Raw genomic sequence first — 18,912 nt, 5'->3', positions numbered from 1 at the left:
TGACTTCTGCCGGAAAATTCTCCGAGGAATGGGAAGTTCCTAAATGACTGATGTCGATCTGGCCGATGCCGATCTGCACGTCGGCGACAGACCCCACGAGGTCTTCCGCCATCTGCGAGACAACGACCCGCTCTACTGGAACCCCGACGGCAAGGAGCCCGGCTTCTGGTCGGTCACCCGCTACGAGGACTGCGTGAACGTCCAGAAGGACCCGCAGACCTTCAGTTCCAACCAGACCAACACCCTCGGCCCGCATCGCAACACCGGTGACCAGGGATCCGGGAAGATGATCAACACGACGGATCCGCCCCGCCACACCGAGCTGCGCAAGCTGGTCAACAAGTGCTTCACCCCCCGGGCGATCGCCGCCCTGGAGCCGTACCTGCGCTCGGTCGTCAAGGACGTGTTCGCCGACGCGCTGGAACAGGGAGAGTGCGACTTCGCCACCGTCGTGGCGGCCCTGCCCGTCGCGGGCATCTCCGCGCTGCTCGACGTGCCGCGCCAGGACTGGGACCTGATGCTCAGGCTCACCTCCACGGCGTTCGGCTCGCACGACAGCGAGTACCAGATGACCTCCGACGTGCGCGCCAACGCCGCCCAGGCGCACGGCCAGCTCCTGCTGTACTGCCAGGGCCTGGTGGAAAAACGCCGCAGGTCGCCCGGCGACGACATCGTCAGCCTGCTCGCCCGCTCCCAGGACGCGGGGGTGCTGAGCGAGGAGGAGTGCCTGCTCTTCTTCGACGTGCTGATGCTCGGCGGCAACGAGACCACCCGGCACGCCGCGGTCGGGGGACTGCTCGCCTTCATGGAGCACCCCGACCAGTGGGAGCGGCTGCGCAAGGAACCCGAGCTGGTGCCCAACGCGGTGGGCGAGCTGCTGCGCTGGACCTCGCCCAGCCGCCACGTGCTGCGCCGCGCGGCCCGCGAGACCGAGCTGCACGGCAAGACCATTCACGAGGGCCAGGACGTCGTCATCTGGCACACCTCCGCCAACCGCGACGAGCGCGTGTTCGACTCTCCCGAGGTGTTCGACGTCGGGCGTCCGCGCAGCTCCCGCAGCGGGCACGTCGCGTTCGGCTCCGGCCCGCACTTCTGCCTGGGAGCCGCCCTCGCCGAGCTGGAACTCACCGTCTTCCTGGACGAGCTCGCGAACTCGGTGTCGGGGGCGGAACTGCTCGGCCCGCCCGACTATCTGCGCTCTCCCGTCATCAACGGCGTCAAGCACGTCCAGGTTCGGCTCCATCCCATGGGGTAGAAGCGTCGACCATGAACTCACTCACCTGGGATCAGGTCCACGCGCGGCGGCTGGCCCGCCATCACCTCGTGAAACCCGTCTCCGGCGACCTGCGCAAACCCGTGCGCGACGTGTGCGGGGTGCAGTCGCAGGTCGCCGCCGCGGCCGAGCTGGCCATCGGGGCACGGGTGAAGGACGCCACGCAGGAGCAGGTGCGCGCGGAGCTGTACGACAAGAAGCGCCTGGTCAAGACGTACAGCCTGCGCGGCACCCTGCACGTGCACGCCGCCGACGAGCTGGCACTGTGGATGGCCGCGATGCGCTGGAAGCCCTACTGGCGCGCCAAGGACAGCTGGCACGCCCACCACGGGCTCACCGCCAAGCAGGGCGAGGCGTTCGTCGACGCGGTCCGTGACGCGCTGGACGGCGAGTGCCTGACCCGCGAGGAGCTGGCGAAGGAGGTCTCCGGACGTGTCGGAGCGTGGGCGAAGGACAAGCTCGCCTCCAACTGGGGCGAGTTGCTGCGTCCCGTCGCCTACCTCGGCGTGCTCTGTTTCGGGCCGGTACGCGGAGCCAAGGTCACCTATGTCAGGCCCGACCGGTGGGCGGGGCTGAAGACCGAGGTGAAGGACCAGCCGGACCCCGAGGAGTCGGCGATGGAGATCATGCGCCGCTATCTGCGCGCGTACGGTCCCGCCACCCACCAGGACCTGGCCCGCTGGTTCGCGCTCAGACCGCCCGAGGCGCGTGAGGCGCTGGAGTCGCTCGGCGAGGAGGTCGCCCAGGTCGAGGTGGAGGGACGCAAGGCGTACGTCCTCGCCGCCGACGAGGGCCGCTGGCCGTCCGACCCGAGCTGCGTGCGGCTGCTGCCGCAGTACGAGGCGTACGTTCTCGGCAGCGGTCCCAAGGAGGTCGTCGTGCCCAGGGACACCGCCGCTCGCGTCTTCGAACACGGCAGGGGCAGGTACGAGGGCGCGGTCGCCCACCAGATCATGCTCGTCGACGGGGTCGTGGCCGGGATGTGGGAGCGCAAGGAGAAGGGCGGCAAGGTCGAGATCAAGCTGGAGTCGTTCGTCAAGCTCGACTCCGGCCAGAGCGGGGAACTGGAGAAGGAGGTCGAGCGCGTCGGCCGTTTCTACGGCGCCGAGGCCACCCTGTCCATGGGGAAACTCGTCGGCAAGAAACGCTGAGCTCCTCCCGGGACACTCCCGGCAGGGAGTGCGGCGGCGGAAGTCTCCCCCCGACGGACTCAGCGGCAGGCGCCGAGATCCTCCCGTATCGCGCGCAGCATGGTGCGGCGCTGGGTGTGGATGAAGAAGTGCCCGCCCGGCAGCAGCCGCAGCCGGAACGCCGACCCTGTCTGCGCGCTCCACGCGCTCAGCCCGGCCGCCGTCGTGGTCGGGTCCCCGTTCCCGCCGAAGACCGAGATCGGGCAGGCGAGCGGTGGCTCGTCCTCGTGGACGTAGGACTCGGCGGCGTTCAGGTCCGCCCGCAGCACCGGCATGATGAGGCTCATCAGCTCCGCGTTGCCGATCACTTCCGGGGGGATGCCGTCCAGCCGGTGCAGCACCCGCATCAGGTCCTCGTCACCGAGCTGCCCGAGCCGCGGCATGCCGTCGCGGACCTGGGGGGCGTTCCAGCCCGACACGAACAGCCGTCCGGGGCCAGGCAACCCGCGCGAGCGCAGCCGTCGTGTGACCGTGAACGACACCAGTGCTCCCATGCTGTGCCCGAACAGCGCGAACGGCAGTGCCTCCAGGCGTGACAGCCCGTCGATCACCGGGTCGACGATCATCGACAGTTTGTGCCTGGGCTTCTCGGAGATGCGGGTCTCCCTGCCCGGCGAGCGCACCGCCCACAGTTCCACGTCACCGGGGAGCAGGTCGGCCCAGCCGCGGAACGTCGTGGCGCCGCCTCCGGCGTTGGGCACGCAGACCAGCCTCGCGCGGGGCCGTGCCGGCCGGTGCAGTGGCACCAGCCAGCTCGCGGGATGAACCGCGGGGGGCGAGGGGGACGCGGCGCGCGTCGAGGTCGTCGTCGAGGTCACTGAGGTCATGGAAGTCGCAGAGCTCGCAGAGGTCGGGGAAACGGTCATCGCGGAACCGCCAGGGATCGTGCGGAGTCCCGGGCCCGCTCGCAGGCGGCGACCAGGTCCGCGAGGGACTCGGGGGGGAACATGTGCGCCGCGTCGCCGGGCCGGTACATCCTTTCCGGCCTCGAACACGACTCGATGAGCAGCCCGTCCGCGCCGTACGCCGCGGCCGCCAGCGAGGCCGGGGCGACCAGCGAGGCCGAGCCGGTGCTGTGGCTGGGGTCGAAGACCACCGGCAGGTCGGTGCGGGCGCGCAGCGCGGCGATCGCCCCGAACCCGGGTTGCGGCGGGGTTCCCGAGGCGCCCGCGCAGAGCACCACGGCGTCGTTGCCCCGGGTGAGGACGAACTCCGCGGCCCGCAGCCAGTCGTCCAGGCTCGCCCGAGGCCCCCGCATCAGCAGTACCGGCCTGGGCTGGGCGCCCAGCTCGGCGAGGAGCGGGCGGTTGTCCAGCTGCCGCCCGTCCACCTGTAGGCAGTCGGCCACCTCGGCGACCGCCTCCACCTCGCGCGGGTCGCACACCTCGGTGATCACGGGGATGGCCGCCGCCCGTCTTACCTCCGCGAGCGCCTCCAGGCCACGCCTGCCCTTGCCGGGGAAGTGGTAGGGGCTGCTGCGCGTCTTGGAAAGCCCGGCCCGCAGGGCGTGCGCCCCCTGCGCCTTGACCGCGAGGGCCGTCTCGACCGTGTCCTCGGCCGACTCCAGCGCGCACGGCCCCGCCGCCCACCACAGCCGATCTCCCCCCACCACCCCGTCGCCGATCGCCACCTCGCTCGGTGCCACGCCGCTTTCCCGCCGTACCAGCCAGTGGCCCTCAGGGGTCGGGTGACGGGCCAGCACCGCGGGCGAGGTGGGTACGCGGGCGAGGGACTCGTCGCCGCTCACCACGACGAAGACCCGCCCGGCCAGCCTGACCGGCCAGGCGGCGACGTCCTCGTGCGCCCCGGCCAGCGCCGTCACCTCCTCGGCGACCTCGGCGGAGGTGCCGGGCCAAAGTTCGATCAGCACGCCGGGACCCCGGCGTCGATCTCCTTTCGCCAGGCCGCGATGCTCGCGCTCAGCGCGGCGACGTCGGGCCCGTGTCGCAGTACCCCGGTCGTCACCGGCAGGACGGCACGTCCGGGCGCCTCGGCGGCGACGGCGAGAAGGTCGCGGGTCTCGCGTCCGGCCCTGCCCAGGCCCGGCAGTTCCACGACCGCCGACGGCATGCGGGCCACCAGGTCGGTCGCCTCCTCGCGGCCGGCTCCGACCACGGCCGCGGCGGCCACGCCGTGCTCGTCGTTCCATTCCCGCACCTCGTCGGCGGTGCTTTGCGCGACGGTGCGCGACCCGGTCACGGCGCCCTGGACCCCGCCGGCCGCGTGGTTGGAGGTGCGGACGAGCACCATGACCAGGGTCCCGCTGTCACGGGCCCTGCGCAGCAGCGGATCGAGGGCGGCGAAGCCCATGAACGGGTTCGCCGTCACCGCGTCCCCGCCCAGCACGCTGCCGGGACCGAGGTAGAGGTCGGCGTAGGAGTCCATCGTGTCGTCGGCGTCGCACACCTTCGCGTCCAGCACGGCGAGTGAGCCCCGCTCGTGCACGCCGTCGACGACCTCGCGCAGCAGGTTCGTGCCCGGCGCGCCGAAGCGGGTGAAGAACGGGACCTGGATCCGGTAGACGGACACCCGCTCGCCCGCGGCCTCCAGCACCACCCCGCACATCCGCCGGGCTCCGTCCACGTCGTCGTTCATCCTCCACGCCTCCAGCCACTTGGGGGAGGGGGCTATTCCCAGGCAGAGGGAGGATCGGGTCTTGAGCAGGTCGGTCCATATCGGTACGGCAGCCATGGGCCCATTGCACACGCTCGCGCCGGGGGCCGCGTCGCGCTCGCCCGCCGCTGCGGCGTCATCGGCTAAAATTTTCGCCCCGCTCGGTCGTCGGCGTTGCGAACATATACTGATCTACAACGTAAAGGCGTTCGGTTGGTGAAACACCCGGCATCACCGAGCTCACCACGACGGGAAACAGCCGGCAGCGGTGTCGAGACAGCCGGAGGCCGCCGTGGGAGCCTCCGTCTGGCAGGAGGAGCCGACGTCGTCAGCCCGTCCGGGGACCTCGCGGACCCCGGTAGGGGAGCGTCCGGCTGTAGACGAGGTTGGTGGTGGTGCTGCCCAGCTGGGCCAGCTCGTTGACGAGCTCTTCGAGGTGGCCCATCGAGGTCGCGGCCACCTTCAGCAGGTAACAGTCGTCGCCGGTGGTCCGCAGACACTCCAGGATCTCGGGACGCTCGTCGAGCAGCCGATGCAACGGCTGGTGCCGGCTGCCCGGATACTTCAGGCGCACGACGGCCAGCAGGGGGAGACCGGCCTTCTCCAGGTCGACATGCGCGTGGTAGCCGGTGATGACGCCCATCGCCTCCAGCCGCCTGACCCGATCGGTCGTGGCGGAGGCGCTGAGATTCACCCGCCGCCCCAGCTCGGTGATCGGAATACGCCCGTCCTGCTGGACCTCGACCAGGATCGACCAATCGATCGTGTCGAGGGTCTCGGTCATATGGCAAAGATACCGGGATATCAACGGTGTATAACCTCCTACGCCGGGATGAGTCCCTTCCGGCCGTGAACGACCGCTCGATAGCCTGCGGTGGTGGAAATAGGCGTCAACGTATTGAACTTCGGACCGGGCACCGACCCCGGTGTGTTGCGCGGCTGGGCGCGAACGGTGGAGGGCCTGGGCTTTCACCTGCTCATGGTCTCGGACCACGTCGTGATCACCCCGGACGTCGCCGAGCAGTATCCGCCGCCGTTCTACGAGCCCTTCACCACCCTGTCCTGGCTGGCCGGGGTCACCGACGGGATCAGGCTCGGCACCACGGTGCTCATCGTGCCGTACCGCCACCCGCTGCTCGTCGCCCGCATGGCGGCCAACCTCAACCGGCTCAGCGGCGGGCGGCTCGTCCTCGGCGTGGGCGTCGGCTGGGCGCGGCAGGAGTTCGAGGCGCTCGGGGTTCCGTTCGAGCGACGCGGGGCGCTGACCGACGATCACCTCCGGGTGATACGCGCCGCCTGGGAGAACGACGAGGACTACCAGGCCGGGCGGATACCGATCTGGGTCGGCGGCAACGGCGACGTGGGACTGCGTCGGGCGGTGCGCCTCGGGGAGGCGTGGCACCCGCTTCGCCTCACCCTGGAGCGGATGCGCGAAGGGCTGGACCGGCTGAAGGTCGCCGCGGACGAGGAACGGCGGGCGGTGCCCGCTTTCGCGCCCCGCATCGTCCTGCGGCTCACGCGGGCCCCGATCACCGCTCCGGGACGTCTCGCCGGCGAAGGCACGATCGACCAGGTCGTCGACGACCTCGAACAGTTGCGCCTGCTGGGCGCCGACAGTGTCGTGCTCGATCCGTTCAACGGCGACCCGCAGGAGACGCGCCACCCGGAGGTGGCCTGGCAGGCGCTCGCGACCGTGGCGGCCCACTGGGATCTGAACACTCATCGACCACGAACAGGACGATCATGACGCACGATGACGAGAAGCATCTCCGCAGGGCGATCGAACTCGCCGCCGGGGCGCGAGCGACCGGAGACGCCCCTTTCGGGTCGCTGCTGGTGGGCCCGGACGGCACGATCCTCGCCGAGGACCACAACACGGTTCTCAGCGACCGCGACATCAGCGCCCACCCCGAGCTGAAGCTGGCCAGGTGGGCGGCCCGCGAGCTCACCCCTGACGTCGCGGCGGCCACGACCATGTACACCAGCTGCCAGCCCTGCCCCATGTGCGCGGGCGCCATCGAACGATCCGGTCTCGGCCGCGTCGTGTTCGCGCTCTCCAACGAGCAACTCGCGAGCCTCAAGCCGGTAGGCGGCTGGCCGCACGTGTCCCAGGAGGGTCCCGCGCTGTTCGACGAGGCGCGCGTCCCGGTCGAGGGCTACTACACCTGAAACCGATCGCTCAGCGGTGCCTCGCTGTTCACGCGTTCCACTCCACCAGGGCGTCGCCCATCGGGGTGCGCGTGTAGAGCACCGAACGCCCGCTCCTGCCGCGCGAGACCAGCCCCGATCGTCTGAGCACCGCGAGGTGGTCGCCGACGCCGCCGAGCGTCATGCCCAGCCTGGCGACGAGCTGGCTGGTGCTCGCGGGCGTCGCCAGCTCCAGCAGCACCGCGGCCCTGCCCCTGCCGAGCAGCGCGGCCAGGCTGTCGGGCGCGGGTGCCCGGCTCTCCCACAGCGCGACCACACCCCGCGCGGGATAGGTGAGCCCGAAGGCGCGCGGCGGGTCGAGGTAGACGATCCTCCCGCCGAACGCGTTGGGCATCAGGACCAGGCCGACACCGCCCAGCCGGTGCGAGGCGCCGCTGATCCGGCCGAGCAGGATCCGCTCGCCCCGCAGCGACATCTGCACGTCCAGCCCTTCGAACACCTCTGTCCAGCCGTACACCGCCAGCCGTCCCGCCCACCGCACGATGTCACGCTCCAGCAGCGCGCGCGTCCTCGGCCAGTCGGGTTCGATCAGCGCGCTCCACACGGCGACCAGGCTCTCGGCGACCCGCTCGGCGACGTCGGGCACGTCCAGTGCCGCGGCAGTCGGACGGCCCCGGTAGCTCAGCTCCAGGTCGGCGCGGGCCTTGTGGTACGGAGTGCGCCGCACGGCCAGCGCCTCCTGGGCGAACGTGGTGTCCGCGCGGGGTGGCGGCACGCAGAAGAAGTCGGGCACGTAGTCGGTGACCACCAGCAGGTCGACCAGGGCACGCAGGACGGGGTCGGCGGCGACGAGCGCCTCGTAGCGGTCCCGCACCCTGGCCGTCCACCGCGACATTCCCGGTGAAGACCGGACACCGGCGAGCAGGGGCAGGGCGGTGACCACCTGCGCCATCGGCGACATCACGAAGCGGGTACGCGCCAGATCCTCGGGGGTGCACTCCAGATAGGCCAAGGTTTCGCCTCCTGACGAAACAGTAGCCCGCCGCACGGATCGGCCCGCATGCTCCGGTGCGTGAACACCTATCGGGAGCTCTTCGCCGTCGGCCAGTTCAGGACGCTGTTCGCCGCGCAGGCCGCGAGCGTCATGGGCAAGATCATGGAAAGCCTGGCGTTGTCCACGCTCGTCTACGCCCACACCGGGTCACCGTTCCTGGCCGCGCTCGCCTACCTCGCGGGTTTCCTGCCGCAGGCCGTCGGCGCGCTGACACTCGGAGGGCTGGCCGACGGACTGCCACCCCGGGCGCTGCTGGTCTCGTGGGATCTGACGAGGGCGGTCGCGGTCGCGATGCTCGCCCTCGGAGTGCTGCCGGTGTGGGGGATGCTGGCGCTGGTCATGGCGTGCGGGCTGTTCGACGCCGTCGCGGGTGGTGCGCGCCAGGGGCTGCTGGCCGACCTGCTGCCGGGTAACGGCTACGTGCTGGGCCGCTCGGCCCTGAACATCGCGGTCGGCGCCATGCAGATCACCGGATTCGCCCTCGCCGGGACGCTGCTCGCCGTGGCCGGGCCGTACGCGGCACTGTGGTCGGGCGCGGCGCTCGGCGTGCTGGTGGCGCTCACACAGCGGCTGGGGCTGCGGGCCAGGCCGCCGAGGGTGTCGGGGCGGGCTGTCTGGCGACAGTCATGGGCGGTGAACGCCGAGTTGCTGGGTGACCGACGGATCCGCGGGCTGCTGCTGGTGCAGTGGGTGCCGAACGGGCTGATCGTCGGGGCGGAGGCGCTCTACGTGCCATACGCGAACGGCTCGTCGGGAGCGGCGGGAGCGCTGTTCGTCGCGGCGGCCGGTGGCATGCTCGTGGGTGACCTCCTGGTCGGCCGATGGACCACTCCCGAGCAGCGGATCCGGCTCGCGGTGCCGCTGTTCACGCTGCTGGCGGTGCCGTACCTCTTCTTCGCGCTGTCACCGGGCGTGTGGGTGGCGACGGCGCTGGTGGCGGTCGCCTCCTTCGGGTTCGCCGGGCACCTGGGCACGCAGGAGCGTTACGTGGCGGCGGTGCCCGTGCAGGTCAGGGGACAGGCACTCGGGCTGGCGGGCAGCGGCATGATGGCCGGACAGGCGCTGGCGGCCTCGGGGACGGGAACGCTGGCCGAGTTCGTACCGGTCTCCGCGGCGATGGCGCTGGCGGGGGTCGCGTCACTGGTGGCGACCGCGTGCCTGTATCCCACCCTGACCCGCCGTACGGAGGAGCGGACGCCCCGGCAGTGAAGCATCCGGCTTTCCCGGGGAAGCCGGTCGGCCGTGGAGTCATCCGGAGGTGAGCGGCCGCCTCCGCTGAGCCTGGATCGGGCTACCAGTGGGCAGGTCGGGTGAGTGACGGCGGCAGCGCGGTCCGGGCGTCACCCTTGGCCGCGTCCAGCTGGGACTGGATGAGGAAGATGCTCCCGGTGAGGTCGGCGCCCGAGAGGTCCGCGTCCCGCAGGTCGGCTCCGATGAGGTCGGCCGTCCTGAGGTCGGCGCCCCTCAGATCGGCCCCGATGAGGTAGGCCCCCCGCAGGTTGGCGCCCCGCAGGTCGGCACCCTTCAGCTTGGCTCCGATGAGGTCGGCGCCCCTGCGGTCCTTCTTCTTCCCGCGCCCGGCCTCGGCGCGTACGAGCTCGCTCGCGCGCAGCAGCAGGGCGTTGACCTCCCGCCGGTGTGCCGCCACGTCCAGCCGTGCGAGCGCCTCGGGGGTGTCGCGGGTGAGGCGTTCGGTCCTCTCCAGGGCGAGGCCGAGCTCATCGTGGATGGAAAGGGCCGGTCGCAGGGTGAGCGCCTCGGTCAGGTACCAGAGCAGCTCGTGGAGGTCGCGCATGACCGGGAACACCTCGGCCATCCGCTTCGCGGTCTGTGGCACCCGCCGCCAGTCCTGCCCGCCGAAGGTGACCTGCGAGACCTTCTGCCCGGCGCCGAAGCAGTCGTAGACGGTGCAACCACGGAAACCCTTGTCCCTGAGGCGGGTGTGGATGCCGCAGCGGAAGTCCGTCAGCAGGTTGGGGCAGGCCTGCCCGGCCTTCTTGTCGATCGCGAAGTCCGACGAGGCCGAGAAGGCGGGCACGACGCAGCACAGCGCGAAGCAGCTCTCGCAGTCGGCTCGCAGATCGGCACGATCTCCCCCGGTGGAGGGGACCGTGTGCTCACGGCTGTCGGACAATGCGGGGATCTCCTCATGCGGGGCGGTCGCGCTGTTCGCGGTCCTTGAAACAGGGCCGCGAACAGCGGTTCAACCGCTAAACCCTATCCGACCGCGCCTGTTTCCCGATCGCGGGCGGGATCGCGGGGCGGAGGGAGGGGGCATGGTCCCGACGACGACGGTGGCGTCCAGCTCCTCGGATTCGACCACCCTCGGGACCAGCCCGTTGCGGGCGAAGGCCTCGGTGGTCCGCGGTGCCTGGCGTCGGCTCGTCTCGATCAGCAGGTGACCGCCCGGTGCGAGCCACCGCGCCGCGGACGCGGTCACCCGCCGCTGGATCTCCAGCCCGTCCGCGCCGCCGTCGAGTGCCACCCGTGGTTCGTGTACGCGGGCCTCCGGGGGCAGCAGACCGATCGCCTCCGTGGGCACGTAGGGGGCGTTGGCGGTCAGGATGTCGACGCGGCCCCGCAGCGTGGCGGGCAGCGGCTCGTAGAGATCACCCTCGTACACCCGGCCGTCCGGGGCGACGTTGCGCCGGGCACAGCGCACCGCGGCGGGGTCGATGTCGACGGCGTGCAACTCGACCGGTTCCAGGGCCGCGACCAGTGCGGCCCCCACCGCTCCGGAGCCGCAGCACAGATCGACGACGATCCGTGGCCGAGGGACCTGGTCGCCGGGAGCGGTGAGGTTTTCGGAGCCGGAGGAAACAGGGGGATCGGAGGCGGGGCGGGGGAGGGGGGCGGACCGATCTGCCGATCCGGCGGTTCGGTGGGCGAGGGCGACGGCCTGGTGGACGAGAAACTCGGTGCGGCGCCGGGGAACGAAGACCCCGGTGTCCACGGCTATCCGCAGCCCGCAGAACTCCGCCCAGCCGAGAACGTGTTCGAGGGGCAGACCGGAGATCCGCCGGTCCAGCATGGCGGCGAGTTCGGACGACGTCCGCGCCGTGGAGAGGAGTAACCGTGCCTCGTCCTCGGCGAAGACGCAACCGGCGGCCCGGAGCTTGGCGACGACAACGGGTTGGGGGAGAAACGGCGGTAAAGCCGACATTGGAGCCTTTCGGGATGCCGATGGGGCTCCCTCGGTCACCTACGCCGGAAGGACCGCGCGACCGTGAGACGGGAGCACCCGACCTGACACAGCGGTAATGGGTCTCACCTCCTCGATCACGTCCATTGCTGGAGGGCAACACTACCTCCGAGCCGCCCTCCGTACGAACACATTACGGCGAGGCGGCTCTCACCTCGGTCCTGCCGAACTCCCCGTGCCCCTGCCGGAGCGGAACGCCGACACCGCTCCTCGACGCGGCCGATCCGACGACAGGCCCTCGCGCGCCACCCGCCGCGACCTCCCGTCAGGAGGGAGAGCTCCCGCGAGGAACCCGCCTCAGCAGGTACGTGTCCATGATCCAGCCCTTGCGTTCCCTCGCCTCGGCACGGACGTCGCGGATCCGGTCGGCGACCTCCTCGACCGGCCCCGCCACCAGGATCTCGTCGGGGGTGCCGAGGTAGGCGCCCCAGTAGATCTCGAAGTCGGCGGGGTCGGGCAGGGAGGCGAAGGCGTTGCGGGCGTCGAGCATCACGACGATGTCGTCGATGTCGTCGGATTCGCCGGGTCCCTCCTCCGACAGGCGGCGGCCCGTGGTGATGTGCAGGGGCCGTGCGACCCGGGTCAGGCTGGTGCGGTGCCGGGCGGCCAGCGCGGACACGCTGCTGATGCCGGCGACGACGTCGTACTCGAACCGCACCGTGCCCCGGGCGAGGACCTCCTCGACGATGGCCAGCGTGCTGTCGTAGAGGGAGGGATCGCCCCAGACGAGGAACGCGCCGGTCTCGTCGTCGCCGAGTTCGTCGCGGACGAGCCGCTCGTAGATGTCGGCGCGGCGCGACCGCCAGTCCTCCACCGCGCCCGCGTAGGCGGGGGTGGTCCGGTCGCGCTCGGGATCGCGGGCCTCGACCAGCCGGTACGGGGCGCGGGCGTGCGCGTCGACGAGGTCCTGCCGGAGTTGGACGAGGTCGTGCTTGGCCTCTCCCTTGTCGAGGACGAAGAACACGTCGGCCGCCGCGATGGCCTTGACCGCCTGAAGGGTGAGGTGGTCGGGGTTTCCCGCGCCGATGCCGATGATGAGGATTCGCTTCACGCGGGAAAGTCTGCCCCCTGTGCGAAGAGGACGTCGCGCCGGGCGGCATCCGGGCCGTACGGCTCGACATCCGTCCCGGCAGACCCCGGCCGGGCGGTGCGACGCGGGATGACGCGGGATCTCGTCGCGGGTCCCCGTACGGGGGGAGAAGTCGGATCAAGACCTCGTTCTGGTCTAGTCTCGCGATCGTGACGATCAGGAACTCACACTGCTCCTTCTGTGGCAGGGCCTTCGCCCCCGGCCAGGCGTGGCCGCGCACCTGCTCCGGCTGCGGGAACACCTCCTACCTCAACCCGCTGCCGGTCGCGGTGATGGTGTTGCCGGTGGACGAGGGCCTGCTGGTGGTCCGTCGTGGCGTCGAACCGCACCGGGGCGCTCTCGCGCTGCCCGGTGGCTTCGTCGACATGGGCGAGTCCTGGCAGCAGGCGGCCGTCCGGGAGCTTCGCGAGGAGACGGGGGTCGTCGTCGGCCCGGACGGCGTGCGCCTTCTCGACGTGCTCAGCGCCCCCGACGGGACCGTGCTGGTCTTCGCCCTGGGACCTCGGACGAGCGCGGCCGACCTCCCGCCGGTCGTGCCGACGGACGAGACGACGGAGTGGCTGCTGATCGACGGACCGCGAGAGCTCGCCTTCCCGCTGCACACCCGGATCGTGGCGGAGTACTTCGCCGCGAAATGATTACGCGGTCGTCGGCACCGGTGGATTCGGCTCTCGACCTCGGAGGGAGGGCGACGCGGCCGCCGGGGGCCCGGTCCGGGATCTCCGACGGCCCGTTTAGCGCGGGCGCGGCGGGTAGGGGGCGGTTGTCCCACCTTCACTGACGAGGAGAAACACCATGACGGACGTGTGGAGCTACCGCCCCGACACCTACAGCGGCGAGCAGGCGCTGGATCTCGTGGGGTTCGACGTGGAGGCCACCGACGGCAAGATCGGTTCGGTGGACGAGGAGAGCAACACGGTGGGCAACAGCTACATCGTCGTCGACACCGGGTTCTGGATTTTCGGCAAGAAGGTGCTGCTGCCGGCCGGTACCGTGCACCAGATCGATCCGCAGGAGCGCAAGATCTACGTCTCGCGCACCAAGCAGGAGATCAAGGACGCGCCGGAGTTCGACGAGGCGACCTACAGGGAGCCCGACTACCGCGAGAAGCTGGGCGGCTACTACGGCCCCGGCACGCTGTAATCGTCGGCCGTCAGCGAGCCCCTCCCCGTACGGGGAGGGGCTCGCTGACGTGATGGTCCCGTGAAGGGGGAGATACGTTCCATCGTTTAAGGACAATATTTATCTGTAAATATTGTCTTTCGCGGGTGACCAGGGTGACCATCACTTCGGGGTGGTGACGCCCTCGGCGCCGGATCCGCTGGAGCGTGAAGATGACCTTCGAGGATCTCGACCCCCGGACGCCGGTGCTCGTGGGCGTCGGGCAGTCGTCCGAGCGGATCGGCGAGCGCGACTACCGGCGCCTGTCACCCGTCGAGCTCGCCGCTGCCGCCGTCCGCGAGGCCCTCGCCGATACCCGTGCGAACCCCGCGGACGTCGCCGCCGCCGTCGACACCGTGGCGGGGGTGCGCCAGTTCGAGATCTCCGCGCCCGGCGCCCTCGCACCGCTGGGCAGATCCACCAACTACCCTCGCTCCGTCGCGAACCGGGTGGGTGCGAACCCCGGCCGGGCGATCCTGGAGGTGGCCGGCGGGCAGGCGCCCCAGCGCCTGGTCAACGAACTCGCCGCGACGATCGCGACCGGGTCCTCGCGGGTGGCCCTCATCGTCGGATCCGAGGCGATCTCGACGGTCCTGCACCTGGCGGGGGCCGAGGACAGGCCCGATTTCGGCGAGACCGTCGAAGGTGATCTGGAGGACCGCGGCTACGGGCTCAAGGGACTCGTCTCCCGGTTCCTGGCCACGCACGGGCTGGCGGGCGCGCCGAGCCAGTACGCGCTGTTCGACAACGCGCGCCGGGCCCGCCTCGGGCAGACGAGGCGGGAGTACGCGGCCGGGATGGGGGCGCTGTTCGCCCCGTTCACCAGGGTCGCCGCCGCCAACCCGCACGCCGCCGCGCCCGTCGAACGCGACGCCGGGGAACTGGTCACCCCGACCGAGGACAACCGGCTCATCGCCGAGCCCTACACCCGCTACCTCGTCGCGCGCGAGAAGGTCAACCAGGGGGCGGCCGTCCTGCTGATGTCCGTGGCCGACGCGAGACGTCTCGGCGTCCCCGCGCAGAGGTGGGTCTTCCTGCACGGCCACGCCGATCTGCGCGAGCGCGACCTGCTGGACCGGGCCGACCTCGGTGCGGGACCGGCCTCCGTGACGGCCGCCCGGCACGCCCTGGACCTGGCGGGCATCGGGGTGGACGACCTGCACGCCATCGACCTGTACAGCTGCTTTCCCATCGCCGTCTCCAACATCTGCGACGGCCTCGGCCTGGCCGCCGACGACCCGCGCGGGCTGACGGTCACCGGAGGACTCCCCTTCTTCGGCGGAGCGGGCAACAACTACTCGACGCACGCGATAGCCGAGATCGTCCAGAGGCTCCGCGCCAGGCCCGGCTCGTACGGCATGGTGGGGGCGAACGGCGGGATGCTGAGCAAGTACTCGGTCTGCGTCTACTCGACCACCCCCACCGGGTGGCGCCAGGATCGCAGCGCCGAGCTTCAGGCCGAGATCGACGCCTGGCCCGCCGTCCCGCAGGCCGTCCGGGCCGACGGGCGGGGCACGATCGAGACCTACACCGTGAGGCACCGGCGTGACGGCACCCGCGTCGGCATCGTGATCGGGAGACTCGAGGCCGACGGCCGCCGCTTCCTGGCGAAGACCGCCGACGGCGACGAGAAGACGCTCGCCCTGCTCGGCGACGGCGAGCCCGTCGGGAGGCGTGTCCACGTCCGCTCCTTCGACGCGGGCAACCGGGTGAGCACGGATGCCACCGTGCTGGACCGGCTCTTGACCGGTGGGGACTCCGCCGGGGTCGTCGCGGCTCCGCGCGCCGGCCTTGGTGGCGCGACCGCGAAACGGACGTGAGGAGCGTGGCACCGCAGGGCAGCGGGTTCCGCAAGCCATGAGATCCCGTCTCGCCCGCCCGGCTGTGTCACGGCTCCCTCTCCGTGATTTTCCGCGACACGGGCCTCGGGGAGCGGCCGTACGGATGATCGCGGGGCGGTCGCGCTAGGCTGGCACGAGGAGCCCGCCGATATCCGGCGGGCCTCGCGGCGGTGGGGCCCGCCGCTCCCAACCGCGGCACCCGCCGCCAACGGTCCCTACCCGTGACAGGCGGTGCCCGCGATGCCGGGCATCCCCCCGCGCGTAGGGAGAGGCATGCGTCCGGACCAGGTGAAATTCACGGTGGCGACCGAGCCCGTCGACCCCGGCATCGATCCCGATCTCGATCCACCCGGTGCGCGCGGGGGCGGCGAGTCGCGTCGCTCCCATCACGCCGTGCTGGTGGTGATCGCCGCCGGTGGCGCGATCGGCGCGGGTGCCCGCTACGGAGCCGCCCTGCTGTGGCCGACCGCGGCCGGTTCCTTCCCCTGGACGACGCTCGGGGTCAACGCGGCCGGTTGCCTGCTGATCGGCGTTCTCATGGTCGTGCTCACCGAGGCGTGGACGGCGCCCAGCTGGGCGCGGCCGTTCCTGGCCACCGGGGTGCTGGGCGGCTTCACCACCTTCTCCACCTACTGCCTGGACATCGAGCGCCTGGTCTCCGCCGGCCGGATCGGCCCGGCGCTCGGCTACCTGGCGGCGACGGTCATCGCGGCCCTGGTCGCGGTGACGGCCGGCGCGTGGACCACCCGCAGGCTCCTGGCGAGGACGGCGAGAGCGACGAGGGGAACGCGATGATTCCAGCCGCCCGGGCACTGAGGTTGACGATCTTCGTCGACGACACGGACACCTGGCGCCACCGACCCCTGTACACCGAGATCGTGCATCGGGCCCACGCCGCCGGGCTGGCGGGGGCGTCCGTCTTCCGCGGCATCGAGGGCTTCGGCGCCACCTCGATGGTGCACACCACCCGGCTGCTGTCGATGGCCGACCACCTGCCGGTGATCGTCACGATCATCGACACCGAGGAACGGATCCGGGCCTTCCTGCCGAGGCTGGACGACCTCCTCACCGAAGGGCTGGCCACCCTGGACGAGGTCGAGGTCGTCCGCCCCGGGACCGGGGCGACGACGTGAGCGGGCCGCAGAACTGGCTCGTGGTGCTGCTCGGCGGTGCCGTCGGGGCGCCGCTGCGCTACCTGACGGACCGGGCCGTGCAGGCCCGCCACGACACGCTCTTCCCCTGGGGCACCTTCACCGTCAACGTGGTCGGCTCGCTGATCCTGGGAGCCCTGACCGGGGTCGCGCTGTCCGGCGCGGTGGGCCCCGGCGTGCAACTTCTGCTCGGCACCGGTTTCTGCGGGGCGCTGACCACGTACTCGACGTTCTCCTACGAGACGCTGCGGCTCGCCGAGACCGGCGCGGTCCTCTTCGCCGTGGTCAACGTCGTCGCCTCGGTCGCCGCCGGTCTCGGCGCGGTGTTCCTCGGCCTCACCCTCGCCCAGGTGATCGTCGCGTGACCCCGTTCCACGAGACACGGGAGACGCCCGGCCCTGGAAAGGGGGAGGGGCCGCAGTTCAGCCTTTCAGGCGCCGGACCTTGAGGACGTTGTCCGTGCGGGTGGTGGGCTGTCCTTCGGGGTCGTTCTGGATCCGCTCGTGTTCCTCGCAGAGCAGCACCTCCCACTCTCCTTCCGGAAGCTCCAGGCTTTCCAGCACCTCCTGCGGGGTGGGGAGGTGCACGTCGGGATGGGGGTTGTGCTCCCAGGCGGGGAGTCCCGCGTGCCCGACGATGAGGAGCGTCCCGCCGGGCGCGACCGCCGAGGCGGCGGTCCGCAGGATCTTCTCTCGCGGCATGTCGCCGGGGGAGTGCAGGAAGTGGGCGGAGACGAGATCGAAGACGCCCTGCGGGAAGGAGACCCCCAGGTCGTGCCGCTGCCAGTCGACAAGGCCGGTGACGTCCGCCGACGCGGCGTGCCGGGCGGCGCGCTCCAGTGCGACACCGGAGATGTCGGTGGCGGTGACGCGCCATCCTCGCCGCGCGAGCCAGATCGCGTCGGCGCCCTCGCCGCATCCCAGGTCCAGGGCACTGCCCGGCTCCACACCGGTGATCTCGCGGACCAGGACGACGTTGGGGTTCCCGCTCCAGATCTGGTCGCTCTCGCGGTAGCGGAGGTCCCAGAACTCCTCCTCGGGGACGGCATTCTCCCGCGTGTGCTCGTGCCGGCCGGAGTCGCGGCGGGCGGCGACGGCCCGGCGGGTCTCCTCGGCGATCAGGTCGGCGTTGATCGCGGCGGCGGCACGCCCGCCCGCCGCGGCGGCGCCGATCACCTGCTCGGTGAGCGCGGTGACGTTTCCCGCCACCCACACCCCGGGCAGTGCCGTCGCCCCGGACGGGTCGGCGGCGACGTAGCTGCCGAACACGTGCCCGCCCATCTCCTGGTCGGTCGTCTCCAGGCCCAGGCCGGTGAGGAGGCCGGAGCGGGCGGTGAAGCGCGGGGTCACCACGAGAGCTTGAAGGGGGACCACCCGGCCGTCGGCCAGGCGTACGCCGGTGAGCCGGTCGTCCGCCACCTCCAGCGCCGTCACCGGCCCGTCGACCACGGCGATGTCGCGGGCGGCGAGCTGCTCGTACTCCTCGGCGCCGAACTCGGGCGCGGTGTGCGAGAAGAAGGTCACGTCCCTGCTCCACTGCCGCCACAGCAGGGCCTGGTGAACCGCGAACGGCCCGGTGGCGAGGATGCCGATCGCCTGGTCGCGCACCTCCCAGCCGTGGCAGTACGGGCAGTGCAGGACCTCGCGCCCCCAGCGTTCCCGCAGGCCCGGCACCTCGGGCAGTTCGTCGACGAGGCCGGTGGTCACGAGCAGCCGGTCCGCCGCGACCGAGATCCCGCCGTCGACGGCGACGCGGAAACCTCCGGTGTCCAGGCGCTCGGCCGCCACGACGTCACCTTGCATGATCTCGCCGCCGTAGCGGGTCACCTCCGCGCGTCCCGCGGCCACCAGCTCCGAGGGGGGCATGCCGTCGCGCGTCAGGTAGGAGTGGACGTGGGACGCCGGAGCGTTGCGCGGCCGGCCCGCGTCGATCACCAGCACCGAACGCCGCGCACGGGCCAGGGTCAGCGCCCCGCTCAGCCCGGCGGCGCCACCGCCGACGACCACGACGTCGTAGCGCCGCTCCTCACCCGCGGGGGCGGCCACGGTCTGTTCCGCTTGTACGGTCATGTGTGTAGTACCTCCGTTCGCCGTGAATACTCCGCCCACCTCCCCGAATCCGGCAAACTTAGTTGCCGAACCGGCAAACAGAGGGGGGCGGGCCTGAGGACGGGCGGACACGGGCGCACG

General features: G+C 71.4%; 20 protein-coding genes. 11 read left to right on the top strand and 9 right to left on the bottom strand.

From position 1 onward, the window contains the following. Nucleotides 1-43 precede the first annotated feature (43 nt). A complete protein-coding gene (locus tag ACFY3D_RS35495; protein WP_389988095.1) occupies nt 44-1,255 on the top strand; it encodes a cytochrome P450 in 1,212 nt (403 codons plus the stop codon). A gap of 11 nt (nt 1,256-1,266) precedes the next feature. Continuing rightward, on the top strand, nt 1,267-2,424 hold the full coding sequence (locus ACFY3D_RS35490; protein WP_389988092.1) for a winged helix DNA-binding domain-containing protein: 1,158 nt from the start codon (nt 1,267-1,269) through the stop codon (nt 2,422-2,424). Between the two features lie 59 nt (nt 2,425-2,483). Here the strand turns inward: ACFY3D_RS35490 and ACFY3D_RS35485 are convergent, their stop codons facing one another. The 4 genes from ACFY3D_RS35485 to ACFY3D_RS35470 form a co-directional block, all read right to left on the bottom strand. Beyond that, nucleotides 2,484-3,281, bottom strand: a complete 798-nt coding sequence (locus ACFY3D_RS35485) for a thioesterase II family protein (protein WP_389988089.1) — start codon at nt 3,279-3,281, stop codon at nt 2,484-2,486. Nucleotides 3,282-3,325: 44 nt separating this feature from the next. Then, entirely contained in the window at nt 3,326-4,333 is a 1,008-nt protein-coding gene (locus tag ACFY3D_RS35480; protein WP_389988086.1) for a 3-deoxy-7-phosphoheptulonate synthase, read from the bottom strand. Beyond that, nucleotides 4,327-5,154 carry an orotidine-5'-phosphate decarboxylase gene (gene pyrF, locus ACFY3D_RS35475; RefSeq protein WP_389988083.1) on the bottom strand — a complete coding sequence of 276 codons (828 nt, stop codon included), beginning with the start codon at nt 5,152-5,154 and terminating at the stop codon, nt 4,327-4,329. The genes ACFY3D_RS35480 and pyrF overlap by 7 nt, the downstream gene beginning before the upstream one ends. 250 nt (nt 5,155-5,404) lie before the next feature. Continuing rightward, nucleotides 5,405-5,860 carry an Lrp/AsnC family transcriptional regulator gene (locus tag ACFY3D_RS35470; RefSeq protein ID WP_389988080.1) on the bottom strand — a complete coding sequence of 152 codons (456 nt, stop codon included), beginning with the start codon at nt 5,858-5,860 and terminating at the stop codon, nt 5,405-5,407. A gap of 114 nt (nt 5,861-5,974) precedes the next feature. Here ACFY3D_RS35470 and ACFY3D_RS35465 point away from each other — a divergent pair, with 114 nt between their 5' ends. Both ACFY3D_RS35465 and ACFY3D_RS35460 read left to right on the top strand, forming a co-directional pair. After that, complete coding sequence (locus ACFY3D_RS35465) at nt 5,975-6,823, top strand: LLM class flavin-dependent oxidoreductase (protein ID WP_389988077.1); 849 nt, start codon at nt 5,975-5,977, stop codon at nt 6,821-6,823. Beyond that, nucleotides 6,820-7,245 (top strand): nucleoside deaminase, encoded by a 426-nt coding sequence (locus ACFY3D_RS35460; RefSeq protein WP_389988074.1) that lies wholly within the window; start codon nt 6,820-6,822, stop codon nt 7,243-7,245. Before ACFY3D_RS35465 ends, ACFY3D_RS35460 begins: the two co-directional genes overlap by 4 nt. A gap of 28 nt (nt 7,246-7,273) precedes the next feature. Here the strand turns inward: ACFY3D_RS35460 and ACFY3D_RS35455 are convergent, their stop codons facing one another. Continuing rightward, the gene (locus tag ACFY3D_RS35455; protein ID WP_389988071.1) at nt 7,274-8,236 is read right to left on the bottom strand and encodes an ArsR/SmtB family transcription factor; all 963 of its coding nucleotides are present in this window, start codon (nt 8,234-8,236) and stop codon (nt 7,274-7,276) included. Between the two features lie 60 nt (nt 8,237-8,296). Here ACFY3D_RS35455 and ACFY3D_RS35450 point away from each other — a divergent pair, with 60 nt between their 5' ends. Beyond that, nucleotides 8,297-9,487: an MFS transporter gene (locus ACFY3D_RS35450; RefSeq protein WP_389988068.1), complete on the top strand. Its 1,191-nt coding sequence runs from the start codon at nt 8,297-8,299 to the stop codon at nt 9,485-9,487. 82 nt (nt 9,488-9,569) lie between these two features. On the opposite strand, the gene ACFY3D_RS35445 is transcribed toward ACFY3D_RS35450, so the two are convergent. The 3 genes from ACFY3D_RS35445 to cobF form a co-directional block, all read right to left on the bottom strand. Further along, a complete protein-coding gene (locus tag ACFY3D_RS35445) occupies nt 9,570-10,412 on the bottom strand; it encodes a pentapeptide repeat-containing protein (RefSeq protein ID WP_389988065.1) in 843 nt (280 codons plus the stop codon). A gap of 69 nt (nt 10,413-10,481) precedes the next feature. After that, a complete protein-coding gene (locus ACFY3D_RS35440; protein ID WP_389988062.1) occupies nt 10,482-11,441 on the bottom strand; it encodes a putative protein N(5)-glutamine methyltransferase in 960 nt (319 codons plus the stop codon). Between the two features lie 304 nt (nt 11,442-11,745). Continuing rightward, a complete protein-coding gene (gene cobF / locus ACFY3D_RS35435; RefSeq protein WP_362905912.1) occupies nt 11,746-12,531 on the bottom strand; it encodes a precorrin-6A synthase (deacetylating) in 786 nt (261 codons plus the stop codon). Nucleotides 12,532-12,719: 188 nt separating this feature from the next. Here cobF and ACFY3D_RS35430 point away from each other — a divergent pair, with 188 nt between their 5' ends. The 6 genes from ACFY3D_RS35430 to crcB all read left to right on the top strand — a co-directional run bounded on the left by ACFY3D_RS35430 (nt 12,720) and on the right by crcB (nt 17,088). After that, on the top strand, nt 12,720-13,208 hold the full coding sequence (locus ACFY3D_RS35430; protein WP_389988059.1) for an NUDIX domain-containing protein: 489 nt from the start codon (nt 12,720-12,722) through the stop codon (nt 13,206-13,208). A gap of 157 nt (nt 13,209-13,365) precedes the next feature. Continuing rightward, complete coding sequence (locus ACFY3D_RS35425; protein WP_350949394.1) at nt 13,366-13,713, top strand: PRC-barrel domain-containing protein; 348 nt, start codon at nt 13,366-13,368, stop codon at nt 13,711-13,713. Between the two features lie 191 nt (nt 13,714-13,904). After that, nucleotides 13,905-15,551 carry an acetyl-CoA acetyltransferase gene (locus tag ACFY3D_RS35420; protein ID WP_389988056.1) on the top strand — a complete coding sequence of 549 codons (1,647 nt, stop codon included), beginning with the start codon at nt 13,905-13,907 and terminating at the stop codon, nt 15,549-15,551. A 294-nt stretch (nt 15,552-15,845) separates the two neighbouring features. Beyond that, a complete protein-coding gene (locus ACFY3D_RS35415; RefSeq protein WP_389988053.1) occupies nt 15,846-16,367 on the top strand; it encodes a fluoride efflux transporter FluC in 522 nt (173 codons plus the stop codon). Further along, nucleotides 16,364-16,705 carry a DUF190 domain-containing protein gene (locus ACFY3D_RS35410; RefSeq protein WP_362905923.1) on the top strand — a complete coding sequence of 114 codons (342 nt, stop codon included), beginning with the start codon at nt 16,364-16,366 and terminating at the stop codon, nt 16,703-16,705. The genes ACFY3D_RS35415 and ACFY3D_RS35410 overlap by 4 nt, the downstream gene beginning before the upstream one ends. Continuing rightward, the gene (gene crcB, locus ACFY3D_RS35405) at nt 16,702-17,088 is read left to right on the top strand and encodes a fluoride efflux transporter CrcB (protein WP_389988050.1); all 387 of its coding nucleotides are present in this window, start codon (nt 16,702-16,704) and stop codon (nt 17,086-17,088) included. The genes ACFY3D_RS35410 and crcB overlap by 4 nt, the downstream gene beginning before the upstream one ends. A gap of 57 nt (nt 17,089-17,145) precedes the next feature. Here crcB and ACFY3D_RS35400 read toward each other — a convergent pair whose 3' ends face one another. Further along, a complete protein-coding gene (locus ACFY3D_RS35400; protein WP_389988047.1) occupies nt 17,146-18,792 on the bottom strand; it encodes an FAD-dependent oxidoreductase in 1,647 nt (548 codons plus the stop codon). Nucleotides 18,793-18,912 lie beyond the last annotated feature (120 nt).

Origin of the sequence: Streptosporangium sp. NPDC000509 (genome assembly GCF_042898365.1) — a bacterium.
Classification (GTDB): domain Bacteria; phylum Actinomycetota; class Actinomycetes; order Streptosporangiales; family Streptosporangiaceae; genus Streptosporangium.
This window is presented reverse-complemented; position numbering and strand designations above follow the sequence as displayed.

What these genes read in the sequence shown, in the direction of transcription:
- ACFY3D_RS35425 (WP_350949394.1), top strand. Translation starts at nt 13,366, where the DNA reads ATGACGGACGTGTGGAGCTACCGCCCCGACACCTACAGCGGCGAGCAG.
- ACFY3D_RS35440 (WP_389988062.1), bottom strand. Translation starts at nt 11,441, where the DNA reads ATGTCGGCTTTACCGCCGTTTCTCCCCCAACCCGTTGTCGTCGCCAAG.
- ACFY3D_RS35495 (WP_389988095.1), top strand. Translation starts at nt 44, where the DNA reads ATGACTGATGTCGATCTGGCCGATGCCGATCTGCACGTCGGCGACAGA.
- ACFY3D_RS35460 (WP_389988074.1), top strand. Translation starts at nt 6,820, where the DNA reads ATGACGCACGATGACGAGAAGCATCTCCGCAGGGCGATCGAACTCGCC.
- ACFY3D_RS35470 (WP_389988080.1), bottom strand. Translation starts at nt 5,860, where the DNA reads ATGACCGAGACCCTCGACACGATCGATTGGTCGATCCTGGTCGAGGTC.
- pyrF (WP_389988083.1), bottom strand. Translation starts at nt 5,154, where the DNA reads ATGGCTGCCGTACCGATATGGACCGACCTGCTCAAGACCCGATCCTCC.
- ACFY3D_RS35420 (WP_389988056.1), top strand. Translation starts at nt 13,905, where the DNA reads ATGACCTTCGAGGATCTCGACCCCCGGACGCCGGTGCTCGTGGGCGTC.
- ACFY3D_RS35490 (WP_389988092.1), top strand. Translation starts at nt 1,267, where the DNA reads ATGAACTCACTCACCTGGGATCAGGTCCACGCGCGGCGGCTGGCCCGC.
- ACFY3D_RS35400 (WP_389988047.1), bottom strand. Translation starts at nt 18,792, where the DNA reads ATGACCGTACAAGCGGAACAGACCGTGGCCGCCCCCGCGGGTGAGGAG.
- ACFY3D_RS35415 (WP_389988053.1), top strand. Translation starts at nt 15,846, where the DNA reads ATGCGTCCGGACCAGGTGAAATTCACGGTGGCGACCGAGCCCGTCGAC.
- ACFY3D_RS35410 (WP_362905923.1), top strand. Translation starts at nt 16,364, where the DNA reads ATGATTCCAGCCGCCCGGGCACTGAGGTTGACGATCTTCGTCGACGAC.